Genomic DNA, 19,075 nt, shown 5'->3' on the forward strand with positions numbered 1-19,075 from the left:
GTCGTTTTTCCGAGGCGCCCTGGACAAACGAAGCGGACCCGCCGGGCGAATCATGGTAAGGGGGGGCCGTGCAAGCTCGGAGCAACGGCAAAAAGCTCACCCCCGTGATGCGGCAGTACGAGGAGGCCAAGGCTGCCCATCCCGATGCAATCCTGTTTTTCAGGATGGGGGATTTCTACGAGATGTTCCGGGAGGACGCGGTCATTGCGGCGCGCCTCCTCGACATCACCCTCACGAGCCGGAACAAAGGGAATCCCGACGAAGAACCGATGGCCGGTGTGCCCCACCACGCGGCTGCCGGATACGTCACCCGCCTGCTCGCCTTCGGGCACAAGGTGGCCATCTGCGAGCAGATGGCCGATCCCTCGACGGTGAAGGGGATCGTGCCGCGGCAGGTGGTGCGGGTGATCACGCCGGGGCTCGTGACGGACACGGAGCAGCTCGACGCGCGGGCAAACCACTACCTCGTGGCCGTGGACAACGAGTCCGGCAATGCGGAACGAGGGATTGCGCTGCTCGATCTTTCGACCGGGGAGCTGTCGGCCGGGATGATTCCCGATCTCGCGTCCCTGCTCGCGGAGCTCGCGCGTTGTGATCCGCGGGAGGTGCTCGTGGGTGGGGGGCTCGACCCGGACGTGAAGAAGGGCGCCGGGCTCGCGGCGCCCCGAGCGGTGCTGCGGGACGACGAGCCGCTCGACGACGGAGACGTGGCGGCCACGATCGACGGAGCGGTGGCGGAGCCGATCGCGGCGGAGGCAGCGTCGACGCTGTCGCTCTCGGCGCGGCGGGCGGCGGCGCGGGCGCTGCGGTTCGCGCACAAGTGCACGCCGGGCAGCCCGCTGCCCGTGCGGAGGATCGCGCCGTACGACCCGACAGCGACGATGCGGATCGACGAGACGGCGCAGGTGCACCTCGAGCTCGTGCGAGGGGCGGACGGGTCGCGGAAGGGGACGTTGCTCGAGACGGTGGACGCGACGGTGACGCCGGCAGGGGCGCGGCTCCTGCGGCGGAGGCTGCTCTCGCCGCTGATCGACGTGGCGTCGATCCGGCGGCGGCTCGACGAGGTGCAGGCGTTCGTGGAGAACCCGCGGGCGCGGGGGGATTTGCGGGAGGCGCTCGCGAGGGTGGGTGATCTGGAGCGGCTCAGCGTGCGTACGGTGCTGCGCGAGGCGACGCCGAAGGATCTCGGCGCGCTGCGGGACGGGCTCCTCGCGGCGCCGGCTGCGGTGGCGGCGACGCGGGCGATCGTTGACATGGATGGCGAGGCGCGCGAGCTGTTTGGGGCGGAGGTGGACACGCTGCCGGAGATCGCGGCGAAGCTCGCGGCGGCGCTCGTCGACAGGCCGCCGGCGCTCGCGCGGGAGGGCGGGTTCGTCCGGGAGGAGTACGACGCGGAGCTCGGCACGCAACGCAGGCTCGCGCGCGGCGGCGCGGAGGAGATGACGAAGCTCGAAGCGGAGCTGCGGGAGAAGACGGGCGCGGGGTCCTTGCGCATCCGCTTCACGCGGGTGTTCGGCTGGTACATCGAGGTGACGAAGACGCACCTCGGCAAGGTGCCGCCGGACTTCCGGCGCAAGCAGACGGTGGCCGGGGGCGAGCGGTTCACGAGTGATCGGCTCGACGAGCTGGCGGATGGACTGGAGAACGCCGAGTCACGCGCGCTCGCGCGGGAGACCGACATTTTTGAAGGGCTCGTGCGGGTCGTGGCGGAGAACGCGGACCGGATCCGCAAGCTCGCGCGGACGCTCGCGTCGTGGGACGTGGCGGCGGCGCTCGCGGACGTGGCGCATCGGCAGGACTACGTGCGGCCCGCGGTGGACATGGGGGAGGCGCTCGTGATCGAGGGCGGGCGGCATCCTGTCGTGGAGCGCCTCGCCGCGGCGGGTCGCTTCGTGCCGAACGACACGACGCTCGATCTCGGCGGCGACAGGCTCTGGTTGCTCACGGGCCCGAACATGGCGGGCAAGTCGACGCTGATGCGCCAGGTCGCGCTGATCACGATCCTCGCGCAGGCCGGGAGTTTCGTCCCTGCGCAGGCGGCGCGGGTCGGCGTCGTGGATCGCGTGCTCTCGCGCGTCGGCGCGAGCGACAACGTGGCGCGCGGCGAGAGCACGTTCATGGTCGAGATGCGCGAGACGGCGACGATCCTGCGTGATGCGTCGCGGCGATCGCTCGTGATCCTCGACGAGATCGGGCGCGGCACGAGCACGTACGACGGGCTCGCGATCGCGTGGGCCGTGGCCGAGCACCTCTACGACGCGGTCGGCTGCCGCGCGATGTTCGCCACGCACTACCACGAGCTGACGGAGCTCGCGCAGCACGGGCCCGGCGTGGCGAACTGGTCGGTCTCGGCGCGCGAGCACGGCGGCGACGTGGTCTTCCTGCACAAGCTCGTGCGAGGGCCGGCGAGCCGCAGCTACGGCGTCGCGGTCGCGCGGCTCGCGGGGGTGCCCGAGCCGGTGCTCGCGCGGGCCAAGGCGATCCTCGCGACGCTCGAAGCCGGCGCGCCGCTGCCCTCGGGTAAACATGCGACGATGCGAGGACGCACCCGCCAGGGCTCGGTGCAGCTCGACCTGTTCGCGAAGGCGAAACCCGACACGGATGCGGCGGCGCCTGTCCTCGAAACGCTGCGCGCCGTGGAGGTCGAGCGGTTGACGCCGCTCGACGCGCTCACGTTCGTCGCGCGTCTGAAGTCGCTCCTGCCCTCCTGAACACCCCAAAAACGGCCGCGGAAAAAAGCAAGCGATCCGGCTCTGCGGGCGCACGGGCTTCCCGTACCTGTAGCTGGGACGTGCGCTTACCGTCCATCTTGCGCCGGGGAACGTTGAGGACGGTCCTGATCCGAGCCGGGCAAGGTGCGGATGCACTTTTCGGGTGATTCCTGACGGGGAGCGTGCAGAAATGACCTGCTGCCCCGATCATGACGTCTCCGAACTCCACCCAAGGATTGTCCCGGGAGCCCTTCCCGACGAACGACGCCCCGTTCCCCGGCCCTAAGGGGGATCAGGGCGTTCCGTACGTGCCGGGCCTGGTGCTCGAGGGCGTCGTGGCCGAAGGCGGGATGGGGCTCGTGTACGCGGCCCGCGAGATCTCGACGGGCCGGCGCGTGGCGCTGAAGACGCTGCGGGCCTGCTTCGCGCACGACGAGGGGGCGCACGCCCGGTTCGAGCGGGAGATCTCTTTCACGCGTCGGGTCGTTCACCCGAACGTGGCGCCGGTGCTCGGTCACGGGCGCATGAGCGACGGGCGGCCGTACTACCTGATGGAGCTTTACCGGGGCCGGACGCTCGGGGCCGTCGTGCGTGAAGACGGGCCGCTGTCGATCGGGCGCGCGCTCGAGATCACGGACCGGATCCTGGCCGGGCTCGAAGCCGTGCACGCGGCGGGGATCGTGCACCGGGATCTCACGCCGGAGAACGTCCTGCTCACCGAGGAGCCCAGCGGCGAGACGCGGGTGCTCCTGCTCGACTTCGGGTTCGCCCACGAGCCGGGCGTGGACACGGGGGACGGGGTGACGGCGGACAGCCGCGGCGCGCTCGTGGGGACGATCCGGTTCATGTCGCCGGAGCAAGTGACACGAGGCCGCGCGATCACGGCGCAGAGTGATCTGTTCGCGACGGCGCTGCTGCTCTACTACGCGGTGTCGGGGAAGCTGCCCTTCCGGGGGGAAGGGGACCTCGACGTGGCGGTGGCGACGGTGCGCAAGGCGCCGGTGCCGCTGCGCGCGGAGCTTCGAAACGTGCCGCGCGCGCTCGACGTGCTCCTGTCGCGCGCGCTGGCGAAGCACCCGGACGCGCGGTTCTCGGGCGCAGCGGAGATGCGGCGCGCGCTCTCCGGATTGAGGCGCCCGCGCGCGAAGGCCGCCGGGGCGGCCGCGGCGCTCGCAGGGTAGGAGATCCCCCGCCACGCGGCAGCGGACGGCGCATCGAGCACGCCGTGCGCGCCCGCCGTGGGCCCGCTCCTTGCCATGGACGCCCGCGCTGCGCGGCATTCGCTCACGGTTCCGCCCGCGGGGCGCATTGGCGGAGAGCGCCGCCGTAGCGACAGGCTTGGAGGAGAGGGCTCATGGATGCACTCGATCTGTTGGAGCAACAGCACCGCGACGTCTGTGCGCTTCTGTCGCGGCTCGTGGAGGCGTCGCCGGTGGGCGCGGGGAGCGACGAGGCGTTTTACGCCGCGCTCCGCGCGGTCGAGGCGCACGTCCGCGTCGAGGAGGCGTACGTCTACATCGCGTGCGCGAGCAGGCTCGGCGACGACGCGAGCGTGCGCGAGGCGCGCGAAGAGCACACACGGATCCTCGACGCCGCGCGTGTCGCGCTCGCGATGTCGCGTACGGCGCCGCAGTTCGCCGCGGTGATCGCGGCGCTGCGCGAGCGCTTCGAGAAGCACGCGGACGTCGAGGAGGACGTGGTGTTCCCGAAGCTCAAGCGCAGCCTCACGGACGAGGAGCTCGACGTGCTCGGCGAGGAGATCGAGCGCTCGTACAACCGGCTGCTCGCAGGCGCGGACGAGACGCGCACGTCGAAGACGCGTCCGTCGGAGGACGCGTCCAGGGCGGAGCCGCACATGCGTCGAGGCGTGCGTAGGCCGGCGCCGCGCGGGGCGATCTGAGGCGCGGAGTTCCTTGGGGGACCAACGAACGCAGCCCGGCTACACGGCGACCGGGCCGCCGAAGGCGCCGAAGAAGCGCGCGAGCCAGACGGCGATCATGGCGACGGCGAGGACGATCGATCCGAGGGTGACGAAGCGCGTCTGCTGGAACGCGAACGTGTACCAGCGGCCGTGGCGCACGTAGTTGTAGCTTCCTTGCAGGAGGACGAGCGCGACCACGGGGACCGTGGGGATCACGAGCGGGTGCAAGTGGACTGCCTCGTGGAGGTCGCCCGTGGCGAGGGCGAGGGCCGCGCGCGTGAGGCCGCAGCCGGGGCAAGGATGGCGCGTGATCAGCGCGAACGGGCAGAGCGGGAAGCGCACGGCGACCGCGACGGCAAACACGGCGCCGACGGCGGCGAGGCGCGCAGCGCGGCCGAGCGCGGATCCTTGGGGTCGTGGGGGGGAAGGTCGGGGGACGGGGGAGGGGTAGGGGGCGTGAAGAGGGACCGGGGCGGCGAGGGGTTCGTCCGCGCGTCGCCCCGGTTCGTCCTGCACGATCAACCCGCGTTCGGATCCCAGACCTGGTTCAGGTCCTTCGCCAGCGCGTAGGGGAAGAGCAGGATGTACATCACGAGGCTCTCCGACTGCGGGTTGCGCGAGCCGGCCTGCTGCTTCGCCCGCGCCACGAGCTCCGGCAGCTTCAGGATCATGAGCAGGTTCAGGATCGGGACGAAGAGGTGCCACGTCTGAAGCGACTCGTCCTTCGTGTAGGCCTTGAGCTCGTTCAGCATGCCGTAGCCGCCGAAGAGGTGGTACATGCCGCAGCAGAAGAGCGTGCCGAGGAGCGCGGTCGTTGGGTTGCGCGTCGTCCCGCGCATGCCGCCCATGCCGCCGCCCGGCGCGCCCATCATGGGGCCGCCGCCCATGCCCATCGGGGCGCCCATCGCGCCGCCGGGGTACTGGCCAGGAGCTACCATCGCGCCCGCGGGAGGCGCGCCGTACGCGCCGCCGGGAGGCGCGCCGTAGCCGCCGGGAGCGCCCATCGCGCTCGGATCCCCGGGCGGCGGGCCGTAGGCGCCGCCGGGCGGAGGAGCGCCGTACCCGCCCGCGGGGGGCGGAGGCGCGCTGTACCCGGCGCCCGCGGGGGGCGGAGGAGCGCCGTAACCGCCCGCGGGGGGCGGGGGAGCACCGTAACCGCCTGCGGGGGGCGGAGGAGCGCCGTAGCCGCCTGCAGGGGGCGGAGGAGCGCCGTAGCCGCCCGGAGGCAAGCCGCCCATGGGTCCGCCGGGCGGAGGCGCGCCGAAGCCACCGCCGGGGGGCGGGCCTGCCGGGGGCGGGAACGCGCCGGGCGAGGGCGGCCCCGGCGGCACGCCGGGCGGGTTCGGCGAGGGAGGTGAGAAGTTCGGGAGCTGATCGATCGCGATCGTGCTCCCGAGTCCGCCCTGCGGCTCGAATCCGCCGGCCGCGGGATATCCCGGCGGGGGCGGGGGCGCGGCCAGCGGCGGGGCTGCCGTCGGGCCGAGGCCCGCGGGCGGCACACCGATCACCGTGCCTGCGAGGCCCTGATCGCCCAGCGTCGGGCCGCCGGGCGGCAGTCCCGGCGGGGGCGGCGGCGCGGCGGCCGGCAGCGGAGCCATCGGCGGCGGCGCCGGCATGGCCCCTGCGGGCGGCGTCGGGGGCTGCTGGCTCATCAGCATCGTCCCCTTGAACTTCGGCGCGGCGGCACCTCTTAGGTTAAAGCCGCACTTCGTGCACGTCGTCGCCGTCTCCGAGTTTTGTGTCCCACAATTCGGACAGAACACGAACCACCTCCCGAGGCGCCGTGCGTCATTCGATCCAATGCGAAGGGCGCGCGGCGGCCGGCAGCGTAGTGGAGGTCCGCTCCACTTCTCAAGCACAACGCAAGGGATCGTCAGAGATCGATCGTGTGACGCGCGCGGTTGCGAGCGAGCAAACGCACCCGCGCGGTGAGGGAGAGGCGCGTCGCTCGCGTGAAACGAAAGCCCCGCTCGGGTGTGCTCGGGCGCGCCGATGCGCGTGGGAAAAGCAGAAAGATTCGGCATGGCGAACGGCGCGCCTTGACACAACCGGGGGTCGCTCACTAGCGTGCGCGCGCCTGCAGAAGGGGCCCGAGCGAAACGCGGGCAAAACCCTTCGGGCGGCTCGCTCTCCTTCCTGTCTGGCTCGTGGCCCGACGAAGGGGCACGAAGTCGAGCACGACGATACGTGCTCGCTTGCCGCCGCCTCGATCCACCCCTAGCCCTGCTGGCGAACGAACATGACGAAGTTCGCATTGTCTCCCGACCGCGAGAAGCACGTCGAAGAAATCCTCTCGCGTTACCCGAACCGCCAGGCGGCCTGCATCCCCGTCCTCCATCTCTGCCAAGAGCAGAATGGATGGATCTCCGACGACGTCGTCGAGTGGGTGGCGGCTCGGCTCGACCTGTCGGCCGCGCACGTGAAGGGCGTGGTGACGTTCTACACGCTCTTCAACAAGGAGCCCGTGGGCAAGCACCAGGTCTGGGTCTGCCAGACCTTGAGCTGCGCGCTCCGCGGGGCGGACGAGATCCTCCACCACTGCGAGAAGCGCCTCGGTATCCACGTCGGGCAGACGACGAAGGACGGGAAGGTGACCTTGCGGACGGCGGAGTGCCTCGCCTCGTGCGGCACTGCGCCGATGATCCAGGTCGACAAGGACTACTACGAGAACCTCACCACGGCCGAGGTCGATCGGATCCTCGATCGCCTCATCAAGTGACCCATGCTGCGACAAACGACGTATCTGACGAAGCGGTATGGCGTCCCCGAGGGGTGGACGCTCCCCGTGTACGAGCGTGACGGGGGCTATGAGCAGGCCAAGCGCGCGCTCTCGATGCCGCGGGAGGCCCTCGTCGAGGAGATGAAGGCCGCGAACATCCGCGGCCGCGGCGGCGCCGGCTTCCCGATGGGCGTGAAGTGGAGCTTCATGCCGTGGCCTCCGAAGCCGGAGAAGCCGCACTACCTCGTCATCAACGCCGACGAGGGCGAGCCCGGGACGTTCAAGGACCGAACGATCATGGAGCTCGATCCCCACGCGGTCGTGGAGGGCTGCATCATCGGCTGCTTCGGCATCGGCGCGCACGCGGCGTACATCTACGTCCGCGACGAGCTGCACCTGTCGAAGGCGCGCCTCTGGGGCGCGATCAAGGAGGCGCGCGCCAAGGGCTACCTCGGCGCGAAGCCCTTCGGGATCGACTACCCCGTCGAGGTCTACGTGCACACGGGCGCCGGCGCGTACATCTGCGGCGAGGAGACGAGCCTCCTCAACTCGCTCGAAGGCAAGCGCGGCGAGCCGCGGCTCAAGCCGCCGTTCCCGGCCCAGTCCGGCGCGTTCGGCATGCCGACGACGGTGAACAACCTCGAGACGATCGCGGCGGTGCCGGTGGCGCTGGCGATGGGCGGCGACGCCTTCTCCAAGCTCTCGGATCTGCACGATCAGAAGGACGGCGGCTGCCGGCTCTACGGCGTCTCGGGCCACGTGAACACGCCCGGCGTCTTCGAGGCGTGCGTGGGGCTCACGCTGCGCGAGCTCATCTACGACCTCGGCGGCGGCGTGAAGGGCGGCGAGCTGCTCGGCGTGATCCCCGGCGGTTCGTCGTGCCCGATCCTGCGGCCCGACGAGGTGGTGAATGCGCCGGACGCGAAGTCGCCGCTGCACCGCTGGCACGGCAAGAACGTGCTCGACGTGCCGATGGGCGTGGAGACGTACCGCGCGCTCGGGACGATGCTCGGCACGTGCTGCGCGATCGTGCTGAACAAGAACACGGACATCGTGCTCGCGATGCACAACCTGATGCGGTTCTACCGCCACGAGTCCTGCGGCCAGTGCACGCCGTGCCGCGAGGGCAGCGCGTGGCTCTTCCGCATCCTCGATCGGATGGTGCACGGCGAAGCCACGATGGAGGAGCTCGATCGGCTCCACGAGATCGCGGACAACATCATGGGCAACACGATCTGCGCGTTCGGCGAGGGCACGGCGATGCCCGCGCTCGGCTTCTTGCGCAAGTACCGCAAGGAGTTCGAGGAGCACGTGCGCACGAAGGGCAAATCCGGGACGGGGAGGCTCGCGCTGTGAACAAACTCGAACTCGCGTTCTTCGGCCTCTGCTCGGTCATCGCGCTGCTCGGCGCGGTCGTGACCGTGGGCGCGAAGAACCCGATCCGCGGGGCGATGGGCCTCCTCTCGACGATCATCGGGATCGCGGGGCTCTACCTGATGCTGGCCGCCGAGTTCCTCGCGGCGATCCAGCTCCTCGTGTACGCCGGCGCGGTCGTGATCCTCTTCCTGTTCGTGATCATGCTCCTCGGCCCGTCGGCGCAGTCGAAGCGCGACGCCCGGGGCGCGGTGGCGCGTTACGTGGGCGCCGCCGCGCTGCTCGTGAGCGGGCTCGGCGCGATGGTGCTCGTGATGCGCACGCAGTCGGGCACGCCGACGGCGCTCCCGGCCGTGCCGCCGCAGTTCGGCACGATCGAGTCGATCGGGCACGAGCTCTTCTCGACGGCGCTCGTGCCGTTCGAGCTCTCGGGCGCGCTGCTCCTCGTGGCCGTCATCGGCGCGGTCGCGGTCGCGCGCGGCAAGCAGGTGGATCCCACGCTGCTGCCCGCGGCGGACGCGAAGCCGAGCCAGGCGCCCGCACCCAACGCAGCCCAGACCAAGGAGGCGAGGTCGTGACCGTCCCGCTCGAGTACTTCGTGATCGTGGGCGCCGCGCTCTTCATGACGGGCGCGGTGGGCTTCTTGATCCGACGCAACCTGCTCGTGCTCTTGATGAGCATCGAGCTGATGTTGAACGCCGTGAACCTCACGCTGGTCGCCTTCAACCGCCAGCACGTGGGGGGGCACACCGGGCAGATCTTCACCTTCTTCATCATCGCCATCGCCGCGGCGGAGGCCGCGGTCGGCTTGGCCATCGTCCTCGCGTTCTTCCGGCTCCGCAGCACGGTGCGCTCGGACGACGCCGATCTCCTGAGGAACTAGCGTGGAAGCCCTCAAAGCTCAGTTTCCCGCAACGAACTTCACGCTCCTCGCGGTCGTCCTCGCCCTGCCGCTCCTCGGCGCCTTCGTGAACGGCGTCTTTGGCAAGCGGCTCGGCAAGGCTGGCGTCCGCCTGATGGCCCTCTCGGCCCTCGGCGGTTCGTTCATCGCGGCGCTCGCCACCTTCCTCCTCCTGCCGAAGGGGGAGGGCGGCGGCACGCTCGCGTGGACCGCTTGGCGCTGGTTCTCGTTGAACGGGCGGATGGGACAAACGGTCCCCATCGACGTCGCCTTCAGCGTCGACGCGATGAGCGCGACGATGATGCTGGTGGTCACCGGCGTCGGGTTCCTGATCCACCTGTACTCGAGCGAGTACATGGTGAAGGACCCGGGCTACCACCGGTTCTTCGCGTACTTGAACCTCTTCTGTTTCGCCATGTTGACGCTCGTCATGGCGGACAACATGGCCGTGCTCTTCGTCGGCTGGGAGGGCGTCGGTCTCTGTAGCTACCTCCTCATCGGCTTCTGGTTCGGCGACGAGAAGAACGCGACCGCGGGCAAGAAGGCGTTCATCGTCAACCGCATCGGCGACTTCGGTCTGCTCGTGGCGATGGCGATCCTGCTCTACTACACGGGATCGCTGCGCTTCGCGGAGATCAACGCGAACGCGCGGAACCTGCTCGATCCGGTCACGATCTGGCCCTTCGGCAACCTCCCGATCGAGTCGCAGTGGGACGCGGCGAACCCCGGCGCGAACGCGGCGTACAAGGCGATCGTGCACCTGTTCCTGCCCGAGAAGGGCGTGCAGGTCTACGCCTCGACGCTCGTGGGCCTGGCGATGTTCCTCGGCGCCGCCGGCAAGAGCGCGCAGATCCCGCTCTACGTCTGGCTGCCGGACGCGATGGCGGGTCCCACGCCGGTCTCCGCGCTCATCCACGCGGCCACCATGGTCACGGCGGGCGTCTATCTCGTCGCGCGCACGTCGGCGGTGTTCCTGATGTCGCCGGCCGCGATGGCGACGGTGGCGGTGCTCGGGTGCGCCACGGCGATCTTCGCCGCGTCGATCGGCCTGTTCCAGCACGACCTGAAGAAGGTGCTCGCCTACTCCACGGTGAGCCAGCTCGGGTTCATGTTCATCGGCGTCGGCGTGGGCGCGTTCGCCGCGGGCTTCTTCCACGTCTTCACGCACGCGTTCTTCAAGGCCTGCCTCTTCCTCGGCGCCGGCTCGGTGATCCACGCGATGCACGCGCGGATCCACGACACGGACAAGTCGCAGGACATCCGCAACATGGGCGGCCTGAAGAAGTTCATGCCCATCACGCGGTGGACGTTCCTGCTCTCGTGCTTCGCGATCGCCGGCGCGCCTCCGCTCGCCGGCTTCTGGTCGAAGGACGAGATCCTGTGGCGCGCGTTCTCGACGAAGATCGTCGCGCCGGAGGTCGGCCGTTTGGAGCCGCTCTGGACGTGGCCCTCGTGGCTTGGCCAGGGGATCTACTGGGTCGGCGTGGTCGCCGCGACGATGACGGCGTTCTACATGTTCCGCGCCTACTTCCTCACGTTCCACGGTGAGTTCCGCGGGTGGAAGATCGTCGCGGGCTGGAAGGAGCCGAAGCACGGCCACGGTCATGACGATCATGGCCACGACGATCACCACGATCACCACGACGACGGCGCGCCGCTCGAGGGGCCGAAGCCCCACGAGTCGCCGCTCGCGATGACGCTCCCGCTCATGGTGCTCGCGGTCTTCGCGGTCTTCGCGGGCTTCCTGATGGCCGAGCCGATCCACATCGAGCCGCTCGGGCACATGCTCTCGCCGGTCTTCACGCGGGCGCACGACGCCGTCGTGCTGCGCGCCGAGGGCGTCGAGAAGCTCATGTGGCCGATGATGGGCCCCGGCGTGGCGGCGTTCCTCGGCGGCACGGGCGCGGCGATGGTCGTGTACCTGAACAAGGGCGGCGCGCCGGAGGAGTCGTTCAAGAAGGCGGCGCCGGGCCTCTACAGGCTCATCTACGACAAGTGGCGGATCGACGAGCTCTACGACGCGGTGGTCGTCGGGATGGTGGACGCGCTCGCGGACATCTTCACGGCCGCGGACAAGTGGCTCATCGACGGCGTCCTCGCGAAGCTCACGGCGGCGATCGTCGCGTTCTTCGGGACGGTCCTCCGCACGTTCCAGACCGGCCGCGTGCAGGTCTACGGCGCTGCGATGGCCCTCGGCCTCGCGGGCGTGGGCTTCTTCCTGGTCCGGCCGCACGCGGAAGCGACGGTCGACGATTCGAAGCTCCGCTCGGCCGGCGAGGTGGTCATCTCGGCGGCGCCCGGCCCCGGCTACACCTACCGCTGGGAGGGGACGGGGACGGAGCAGAAGGACTTCGGCGTGGTTCGCGAGGTCCGCATCAACGTCAATCCCGGGGAGACGAAGGACGTCAAGCTGCACGTGCGCAACGCGTTCGCGCAGGAGGCGACCCAGTCGTTCGCGGTCACGCGGCCTGGCCGCGGCTTCCCGTCCTCTGCGGCGCCTGTCCCGCTCGTGCCTGGGACGGTGGTGCCGGCGGGCGGCGGTAGCATTCCTGCGAAGGACATCCCCGGGCTCATCAACCCGCGAGGCGCACAATGAGCCCGCTCGATCTCGTGTTTCAGTACTGGCCTGCGATCGGCGCGGGCATCCTCGGCGCACTCGTCCCGCGGGGCGACGCGTCGACGAAGCAGCGCGCCGGCCTGGGTTTCATCACGGCCCTCACCACGCTCTTCGTGATCTGGCTCTGGCCGACCGAAGGCGCGGCGCAGGCGGCGAAGGTCCCGGGCGAGTGGCCCCACCTGCTCAACCTGCTCATCGCGCTGCCCCTCGTGGGCGCGGCGGCGGTGTTGTTCATCCCGCGGCAGATGCTCTCGTTGCTCCGCGGCTTCACGTACGTGGTGCTCGGCATCGGGTTCGTCGCGTCGCTCTGGCTGCTCACCGTCCCGATGACCGCGGGCTGGCACTTCCAGTACATCAAGGACTGGATGCCCACGCTCGGCATCCGCTACCACGTCGCGATCGACGGCATCAGCCTGTGGCTCGTGCTCCTCACGACGTTCGTCACGCCGATCGCGGCGTACGCGTCGTTCGGCTCGATCAAGACGCGCATCAAGGAGTTCTGCTTCGCGCTCCTGCTCCTGCAGGGCGGGATGATCGGCGCGTTCCTCGCGCTCGATCTCTTCCTGTTCTACGTGTTCTGGGAGCTGATGCTCGTGCCGATGTTCCTCATGATCGGCATCTGGGGCGGCGCGGATCGCGTGAAGGCGGCGATCAAGTTCTTCCTCTACACGATGGCCGGCTCGGTGCTGATGCTGGCCGCGATCATCTACCTCGTGTGGACGCACCAGAAGCTCACGGGTGACTTCACGTTCGACTACCTCGCGCTCTCGCGCGTGGTGCTCCCGAAGAGCGCGCAGCTCCTCTGCTTCTGGGCCTTCTCGCTGGCGTTCTTCATCAAGGTGCCGATGTGGCCAGTGCACACGTGGCTGCCGGATGCGCACGTGCAGGCGCCGACGGGCGGCTCGGTGATCCTGGCCGCCGTGATGCTGAAGCTCGGCACCTACGCGTACATGCGCTTCTCGATGGGGCTCTTCCCGGGGCCGGCCTCGAACCTGTCGGCGAACCTGGCGGGCGTGGCGATCCTGGGCGGCATCCTCTACGGCGCGCTGGTCGCGTGGAAGCAGCGCGACGTGAAGCGCCTCGTCGCGTACTCGTCGGTCGCGCACCTCGGCTTCGTGATGCTGGGGCTCTTCAGCGCGACGCCGATGGGCATGCAGGGCGCGGTGCTCCAGATGGTCAACCACGGCGTGTCGACGGGCGCGCTCTTCCTCCTCGTCGGCGTCATCTACGACAGGCGCCACACGCGCGAGGTGGACGAGTTCGGTGGGCTCGCGAAGGTGATGCCGATCTACGCGGTCGTCTTCCTGATCGTGACGTTCGCGTCGGTCGGCGTGCCGGGGACGAACGGGTTCGTCGGCGAGTTCCTCGTCATCATGGGCACGTTCCTCTCCGAGCGGCTCGGCAAGTTCGCCGGGATCCACACGGTGGGCGCGGCGGCCGGCGTGATCCTCGCGGCGGTCTACATGCTCTACGTGGTCCAGAAGATGTTCTTCGGTCCGCTCACGAACCCGAAGAACAAGCACCTGCCCGATCTCACGGTGCGCGAGTCGCTCGCGCTCGCGCCGCTCGTGCTGATGATCTTCGTCATCGGGTTCTTCCCCGCGATCTTCCTCGATCGGATGAAGGAGTCGATCCTGCTCCACCACAACCAGTACAAGGTCGTATCGGGCCAGGCGATCCTGTTCGCGGACGATCGTGACGCGAAGCTCCTGCCCGAGGACACGTTCTCGCCGGCGTTCCTGAAGGGCATGCCCAAGAAGGAGCAGCCCGAGGCGCCGGCGGCGGGCGGCGAGGGTTCGCAGGCAGCGCTCGGCGGTGAAGGGAAGGTGGCGCAGTGAGTACGGGGCTCTTCCTCGGTCTGTCGCCGCTGCTCATCGTCAGCCTCGGCGGCCTGCTCCTGATGGTGGCGGAGGCGTTCTCGAAGCGCCGCGTCGACGAGACGTCGGACGACAGGGATGCGGGTCCCTCGTCGGAGCTCTCGCTCGGCACGACCGTGACGCTGCTCGCGGGCGCGGTGTTCGCCGCGGCGATCTGGTTCGTGGGTCCCGAGAAGCTCGAGGGCGCGTCGCTGGTCGCGCCCTGGGTGATCGTCGACCGCTTCACCCTGTTCTTCGAGTTCGTGCTTTGCCTCGGCGGCGCGCTCGCCGCGCTGCTCGCGGGCGGCTACCTGCCGGAGCATCGGCTCGATCGCGGCGAGTTTTACCCGCTCATCATCTTCTCGACCGTGGGCGCGATGATCCTCGCTGCGGCGGGGGATCTGCTCTCGCTCTTCCTCGGGCTGGAGACGATGTCGCTCGGCGTGTACGCGATGGTCGGCTTCCGCCGCGCCTCGCTGCGCAGCACCGAGGCCGCGGTGAAGTACTTCCTGCTCGGGTCGTTCGCGGCCGCGCTCCTGCTCTACGGCGGGGCGCTGCTCTACGGCGCGACGGGGCACACGGATCTCGCGGGCATCCGCGAGGCGATCGCGAACGTGCAGCCGGGCAAGGGGCCGAACTTCGCGCTCATCATCACGGCAGCAGTGCTCATCATCGTGGGTCTCGCGTTCAAGGTGAGCGCGGTGCCGTTCCACATGTGGACGCCGGACGCCTACGAGGGCGCGCCGACGCCGACCACGACGTACATGGCCGTGGCCGTGAAGTGCGCGGCGTTCGCCACGATGCTCCGCGTGCTCATCGGCGGGTTCGGCGAGGGCGGGCTCGAGTCGTGGGCGGCGGGCTGGCCTCCGGTCGTCGCGCTGCTCGCGGTGCTCACGATGACGGTGGCGAACCTCGTCGCGGGCCAGCAGGAGTCGGTGAAGCGCATGCTCGCGTATTCGAGCATCGCGCATGCGGGGTACGTGCTCGTGGGCGTCGTCGCGACGATGCGCGCGGGTGGCGATGCGCAGGGGAGCGTGATGTTCTACCTGCTCACGTACACCGTCTCGACCGTCGGCGCGTTCGGCGCGCTCATCCTGATGGGCAGCCGCGGCGCGGAGGCGGTGAGCTACGAGGATCTCGCGGGCGTGGGCAAGCGGCACCCGGCCGCGGGCTTCGCGTTCTCGCTCTTCCTGCTCTCGCTCGCGGGCGTGCCTCCGACGGCGGGCTTCTTCGGCAAGCTCTACATCGTCAAGACGTCGATCGGCGCCGGGCTCTACCCGCTCGCGGTCATCCTGCTGCTGAACAGCGTGATCTCCGCGTATTACTACCTGCGCGTGATGGTCTACATGTACATGCGCGAGCCTGCGCCCGGCGCGCCCATCGCGAAGCCGATGCGCTCGGGGTACGTCGCGACGGCGCTCGTCGTGGCCGGCGTGCTCGTGCTCGTGCTCGGCCTGTGGCCGACGACGTCGCTGCAGATCGCGGTCGAGGCGGCCCTCGCCACGCGTTGACACCGCGGGGCCTTCGGGTTCCCTTCGCGCTCCTCGCTTCCTCCCTCAGACAGGTTCCTTGCCCCGGCGACGGCTGTTTTGCAGCGTCGCCGGGGGTATGGCAACGAGGTTGACATGAACCGACAACTCGGTTGGCAGGGTTTGCGGCAGGCTCCCTCGAAACAGCTGCGATCCAGCGCGGCGCAGGGCTTGCCCACGGCCGGGGCGATGAACCGAACTTCGATGGCCTGGCTCCTCGTGGTCCCGTGCGTCGCTGCGCTGGGCTGCCAGAACGGCGCCGCGCCCACGAACAACGACGCGAAGCCGGCGAGCAGCCAGCAAGCGACGCCGGGCTCCGCTGCGCCGCAGGCATCGGCGGCGCCTGCGCCGAAGGGGCCGATTCCGAACGGCATCGGTCGCTCCAACGCGGACATCGCGAAGGTCGTGAACCCGAAGAACGAGGCGCCGTACGAGGGCACCAAGGCCACGGTGCGCGGCACGGTGCGCATCAAGGGCGACGCGCCGCCTGCGACGAGCTTCAAGTTCCCCGCGGGCAAGTGCGGCGAGGCCTCGGCGACCTACGGAAAACTCTTCCGCGTGGGGCTCGAGGGCGCGGCGGCCGACGTGCTCGTCGCGGTGACGGGCTACAAGGGGTTCGTCCCGGCACGCGAGGAGGCCGCGAAGATCACCATCCACGGCTGCGCCTTCGCGCGCCGCACGATGGCGCTCACGTTCGGCCAGCGCATCGAGGTCGCGAACATCGACAAGATCGAGAGCTACATGCCCTACGTTGACGGCGCGCCGAAGAAGGCGGTGCTCGTGGCCGTGCCGGGGGGCGCGCCGGTGAAGCTCTACGCGTTCGAGCCCGGGCACTACATGCTGCGCGACGAGCTGCCGAACCCGTTCCTCACGGCGGACGTCTACGTGCTCGCCTACGCGACCCACGCGGTCACGGGCCTCGACGGGCAATACGAGATCCCCGGCGTCCCCGCTGGCAGTGAGGTGCGCGTGAGCGCGTTCCTCCCGTCGATCGACAAGGTCGTCGAGCAGCGGATCACCCTGAAGGAAGGCGAGCACACGCTCGACCTGACGCTCGAGTACGACGCGAAGAAGGACGATCCCGAGGTGAGGCGAAAGGCCGCCGAGGAGAAGCGGGCCGCGGACGAGAAGAAGGCCGCGGACGAGAAGGCTTCTCCGGAGAAGGTCGAGAAGAAGTAGCGCTACGCGCCCTTGCTCGAAGGCGCGAGCAGCGCACGCACGCGCTTGCGGGCGGCTTCGAGCAGAGGATCCGACGAGGGGGTGTCGGGGGAAACGAGGTCCGCGCCGGCGAAGGCGCGCGCGGCGTCGCGGCCCGCGCGCCTTCCGAGCAGGTCGGTGAAGAGCAGGCGCGCGAGGGGGGAGGGCGCCACGGTGGGCGTGTCCTTCGGGGCGTCGAGCGCGGTCGCGAGCAGGGCCGTGTCGCCGGAGAGATCCGCGGCGACGGCGAGCGCGATCCGCGCGGAGTTCGACGAGGGATCGGCGCCGAGGACGAGCTCGGCCTGGTCACGCGCGAGGCGAGGGAGGCCAAGCGCCGCGGCACGCACGGCGAGCTCCGGCGCGGGCAAGTGGGCGCGACGAGCGGCCTTTCGCGCGGCGTCGAGGTCACCGGCGCGGAGGGCCGCGTCGACCTCGGCGAGCGGGGCGAGCGCTGGCACCTCGGCGGCGACGCGCGTCGCGAGGCGAGGTGCCCGTTGACGCAACGCGCGAGCCGCTCGCTCGGCCGTCACCGCATCGTGAAGGCGCAACGCGAGTTCGTATCGAGCGAGCCATCCCTGCACGGAGGTGGGTCGCTCGATGACGAGCGCGTCGAGCGTGCGTTCGGCGTCCGCCACGCGCCCCGTGCGTTCGAGCAGCGAGGCGTAGAGCAGGACCGCCTCGTCCTGCCCGGGATCGAGCGCGACGGCGTGTGCGGCGTGCTTCAGCGCCTCGGCGAGGTGCCCCGTGTCGGCCGCGCAGCGCGCGCGTGCGCGGGCGAGGGGCTCGTACGTCGGGTCGAGCTCTTCGGCGCGGGTGAAGGCTTCTCCCGCGAAGGCCAGCGCGTCGGGGCTTGCACACGAAGCCGCGCCGAGACGCGTCCAGACCTCGACGCTCTTCGCGTCGTTCTCCGCGGCGCCGCGGTAGAGCGTGATCGCGAGCGGCAGATCGCCGTGCGCCTCGGCCTCCGTGCCGCGCGCGTAGTACGCGTACGCCTCGTACGAGATGAACCGCCCCTGCGTGGGCACGCCGTCGATCACGCGGATCACCGTCGGATCTCCACAGCCTGCCACGAGGCCGAGCAGCGTGATCGCAGCGGCGAGGATCGCTGCCGAGCTACGGCGCCGGATCATGCCCACCTCGCGATCGCTTCGAGCAACCTGTCGTTCTCTTCGCGTGTCCCGATCGTGATGCGCAGCCGGTTCGCGAGGCGCCCGCCGCGGGCGTGAAAACTCCGCACGAGGATCTTGCTCGCCGCGAGCCCCTCGAAGACGTCCTTCGCCGGTCGATTCGTTTCAACCCAAAGGAAATTCGCGTCGCTCGGCGAGACCCCGAAGCCGATCCGACCGAGTTCCCGCCCGAGCCGCTCGCGCTCCCCGACGACGTGCGCGACGACGTGATCGATCTCGGCGCGGAGCTCGCGCAGGACGAACGTGGCGGCGCGCTGCGAGGGCGTGGGGAGGTTGTAGGGCTGGCGTACCTTGTCGACCTCGCGGATGAGCTCGACCGGCCCCACGAGCCAGCCGATCCGCAGCGCCGCGAAGCCGATCTTGGAGATCGTGCCGAGCATCGCGACGTTCGGATACACGTGGCGGAGGTGCGCGAGGCTCGCGGGCGCGAACGCGACGTAGGCCTCGTCGAGCACGACGAGCGCGCCTTCGGCGGCCTCGATCACGGCGCGGATCCGATCCTCCGACATGCGGTTTCCGGTCGGGTTGTTCGGCGTCGCGAGGAAAACGATGTTCGGTTCTCCGGCTTCGATCGCCGCGCGCATCTGCGCGACGTCGAGATCCCAGCGCTCGTCGAGCGGCACCTCGAGGACACGGATGCCGCGCGCCGCTGCGCTGAGCCGGTACATGACGAACGTGGGCGACGGCGTGAGGATCGTCGCCGCGTCGGCGCCCGCGCGGGGCTGCGAGAGCGTGGTGAGGAGGAGCGCGATCACCTCGTCGGAGCCTGTGCCGACGAGGACCTCGTCCGGCGTCGCGCCCACGTGCGCGGCGATCGCCTCGCGCAGCTCGGTCGCCCGTGGATCCGGATATCGCTCGAGCCCGCCCGCCGCGAGCGCGTGCGCCACGCCGGCGCGCGCGTTCGAGGACAGCAGCGGCGGGGCCTCGTTGCCGTCGAGCCGGATCTCGTGGTCGCCCGTGTGCGGGACGTACGCGGCGAGGTCCGCGAGCTCGGGGCGAAGCAGGTGGGCGAAGCGGGGCGCGGTCATGCGAGGGCACCTCGGGATCCGCGCGTCGGCGCGAA

At 70.2% G+C, this 19,075-nt stretch carries 15 protein-coding genes and 1 pseudogene; 11 read left to right on the top strand and 5 right to left on the bottom strand.

Annotation, left to right across the window (positions count from 1 at the left end; all coding sequences use genetic code 11):
- Positions 1-68 precede the first annotated feature (68 nt).
- From mutS to QHF89_RS31855, 3 genes are all read left to right on the top strand, one after another.
- Positions 69-2,711: a DNA mismatch repair protein MutS gene (gene mutS, locus QHF89_RS31845; RefSeq protein ID WP_284721173.1), complete on the top strand. Its 2,643-nt coding sequence runs from the start codon at positions 69-71 to the stop codon at positions 2,709-2,711.
- Between the two features lie 209 nt (positions 2,712-2,920).
- The gene (locus QHF89_RS31850; RefSeq protein ID WP_136969522.1) at positions 2,921-3,892 is read left to right on the top strand and encodes a serine/threonine-protein kinase; all 972 of its coding nucleotides are present in this window, start codon (positions 2,921-2,923) and stop codon (positions 3,890-3,892) included.
- Between the two features lie 173 nt (positions 3,893-4,065).
- Positions 4,066-4,611 carry a hemerythrin domain-containing protein gene (locus QHF89_RS31855; RefSeq protein ID WP_136931873.1) on the top strand — a complete coding sequence of 182 codons (546 nt, stop codon included), beginning with the start codon at positions 4,066-4,068 and terminating at the stop codon, positions 4,609-4,611.
- Between the two features lie 39 nt (positions 4,612-4,650).
- Here the strand turns inward: QHF89_RS31855 and QHF89_RS31860 are convergent, their stop codons facing one another.
- The 3 genes and pseudogenes from QHF89_RS31860 to QHF89_RS50245 all read right to left on the bottom strand — a co-directional run.
- Entirely contained in the window at positions 4,651-4,995 is a 345-nt protein-coding gene (locus QHF89_RS31860) for a DUF2752 domain-containing protein (protein WP_284721174.1), read from the bottom strand.
- A 155-nt stretch (positions 4,996-5,150) separates the two neighbouring features.
- The gene (locus tag QHF89_RS31865) at positions 5,151-6,284 is read right to left on the bottom strand and encodes a hypothetical protein (protein WP_284721175.1); all 1,134 of its coding nucleotides are present in this window, start codon (positions 6,282-6,284) and stop codon (positions 5,151-5,153) included.
- Between the two features lie 45 nt (positions 6,285-6,329).
- Positions 6,330-6,887 (bottom strand): annotated as a pseudogene (locus tag QHF89_RS50245) (zinc ribbon domain-containing protein); the annotation flags it as partial.
- Here QHF89_RS50245 and nuoE point away from each other — a divergent pair.
- From nuoE to QHF89_RS31905, 8 genes are all read left to right on the top strand, one after another.
- Positions 6,872-7,351: an NADH-quinone oxidoreductase subunit NuoE gene (gene nuoE / locus QHF89_RS31870; RefSeq protein ID WP_136931871.1), complete on the top strand. Its 480-nt coding sequence runs from the start codon at positions 6,872-6,874 to the stop codon at positions 7,349-7,351. The pseudogene QHF89_RS50245 and the gene nuoE overlap by 16 nt on opposite strands.
- Positions 7,352-7,354: 3 nt before the next feature.
- Entirely contained in the window at positions 7,355-8,707 is a 1,353-nt protein-coding gene (nuoF, locus tag QHF89_RS31875) for an NADH-quinone oxidoreductase subunit NuoF (protein WP_136931870.1), read from the top strand.
- Complete coding sequence (locus QHF89_RS31880) at positions 8,704-9,303, top strand: NADH-quinone oxidoreductase subunit J family protein (protein WP_232379752.1); 600 nt, start codon at positions 8,704-8,706, stop codon at positions 9,301-9,303. Before nuoF ends, QHF89_RS31880 begins: the two co-directional genes overlap by 4 nt.
- Positions 9,300-9,608, top strand: a complete 309-nt coding sequence (gene nuoK, locus QHF89_RS31885) for an NADH-quinone oxidoreductase subunit NuoK (protein WP_136931869.1) — start codon at positions 9,300-9,302, stop codon at positions 9,606-9,608. The genes QHF89_RS31880 and nuoK overlap by 4 nt, the downstream gene beginning before the upstream one ends.
- A 1-nt stretch (position 9,609) precedes the next feature.
- Positions 9,610-12,222 (top strand): NADH-quinone oxidoreductase subunit L, encoded by a 2,613-nt coding sequence (gene nuoL, locus QHF89_RS31890; RefSeq protein WP_136931868.1) that lies wholly within the window; start codon positions 9,610-9,612, stop codon positions 12,220-12,222.
- The gene (locus QHF89_RS31895) at positions 12,219-14,081 is read left to right on the top strand and encodes a complex I subunit 4 family protein (RefSeq protein ID WP_136969520.1); all 1,863 of its coding nucleotides are present in this window, start codon (positions 12,219-12,221) and stop codon (positions 14,079-14,081) included. Before nuoL ends, QHF89_RS31895 begins: the two co-directional genes overlap by 4 nt.
- Entirely contained in the window at positions 14,078-15,610 is a 1,533-nt protein-coding gene (locus tag QHF89_RS31900; RefSeq protein WP_136969519.1) for an NADH-quinone oxidoreductase subunit N, read from the top strand. Before QHF89_RS31895 ends, QHF89_RS31900 begins: the two co-directional genes overlap by 4 nt.
- Positions 15,611-15,817: 207 nt before the next feature.
- A complete protein-coding gene (locus QHF89_RS31905; RefSeq protein WP_284721176.1) occupies positions 15,818-16,807 on the top strand; it encodes a carboxypeptidase-like regulatory domain-containing protein in 990 nt (329 codons plus the stop codon).
- A gap of 2 nt (positions 16,808-16,809) precedes the next feature.
- Here the strand turns inward: QHF89_RS31905 and QHF89_RS31910 are convergent, their stop codons facing one another.
- Both QHF89_RS31910 and hisC read right to left on the bottom strand, forming a co-directional pair.
- Positions 16,810-17,955: a tetratricopeptide repeat protein gene (locus QHF89_RS31910; protein WP_136969518.1), complete on the bottom strand. Its 1,146-nt coding sequence runs from the start codon at positions 17,953-17,955 to the stop codon at positions 16,810-16,812.
- A complete protein-coding gene (hisC, locus tag QHF89_RS31915; protein WP_136969517.1) occupies positions 17,952-19,040 on the bottom strand; it encodes a histidinol-phosphate transaminase in 1,089 nt (362 codons plus the stop codon). The genes QHF89_RS31910 and hisC overlap by 4 nt, the downstream gene beginning before the upstream one ends.
- Between the last annotated feature and the right edge of the window lie 35 nt (positions 19,041-19,075).

The organism is Polyangium sorediatum (assembly GCF_029946465.1).
Taxonomy (GTDB): Bacteria; Myxococcota_A; Polyangia; order Polyangiales; family Polyangiaceae; genus Polyangium; species Polyangium fumosum.

Excerpts from the sequence above, each read along its gene's own strand:
- QHF89_RS31850 (WP_136969522.1), top strand. The coding sequence starts at position 2,921 with ATGACGTCTCCGAACTCCACCCAAGGATTGTCCCGGGAGCCCTTCCCG.
- QHF89_RS31855 (WP_136931873.1), top strand. The coding sequence starts at position 4,066 with ATGGATGCACTCGATCTGTTGGAGCAACAGCACCGCGACGTCTGTGCG.
- QHF89_RS31865 (WP_284721175.1), bottom strand. The coding sequence starts at position 6,284 with ATGAGCCAGCAGCCCCCGACGCCGCCCGCAGGGGCCATGCCGGCGCCG.
- nuoE (WP_136931871.1), top strand. The coding sequence starts at position 6,872 with ATGACGAAGTTCGCATTGTCTCCCGACCGCGAGAAGCACGTCGAAGAA.
- nuoF (WP_136931870.1), top strand. The coding sequence starts at position 7,355 with ATGCTGCGACAAACGACGTATCTGACGAAGCGGTATGGCGTCCCCGAG.
- QHF89_RS31895 (WP_136969520.1), top strand. The coding sequence starts at position 12,219 with ATGAGCCCGCTCGATCTCGTGTTTCAGTACTGGCCTGCGATCGGCGCG.
- QHF89_RS31905 (WP_284721176.1), top strand. The coding sequence starts at position 15,818 with ATGAACCGAACTTCGATGGCCTGGCTCCTCGTGGTCCCGTGCGTCGCT.
- QHF89_RS31910 (WP_136969518.1), bottom strand. The coding sequence starts at position 17,955 with ATGATCCGGCGCCGTAGCTCGGCAGCGATCCTCGCCGCTGCGATCACG.
- hisC (WP_136969517.1), bottom strand. The coding sequence starts at position 19,040 with ATGACCGCGCCCCGCTTCGCCCACCTGCTTCGCCCCGAGCTCGCGGAC.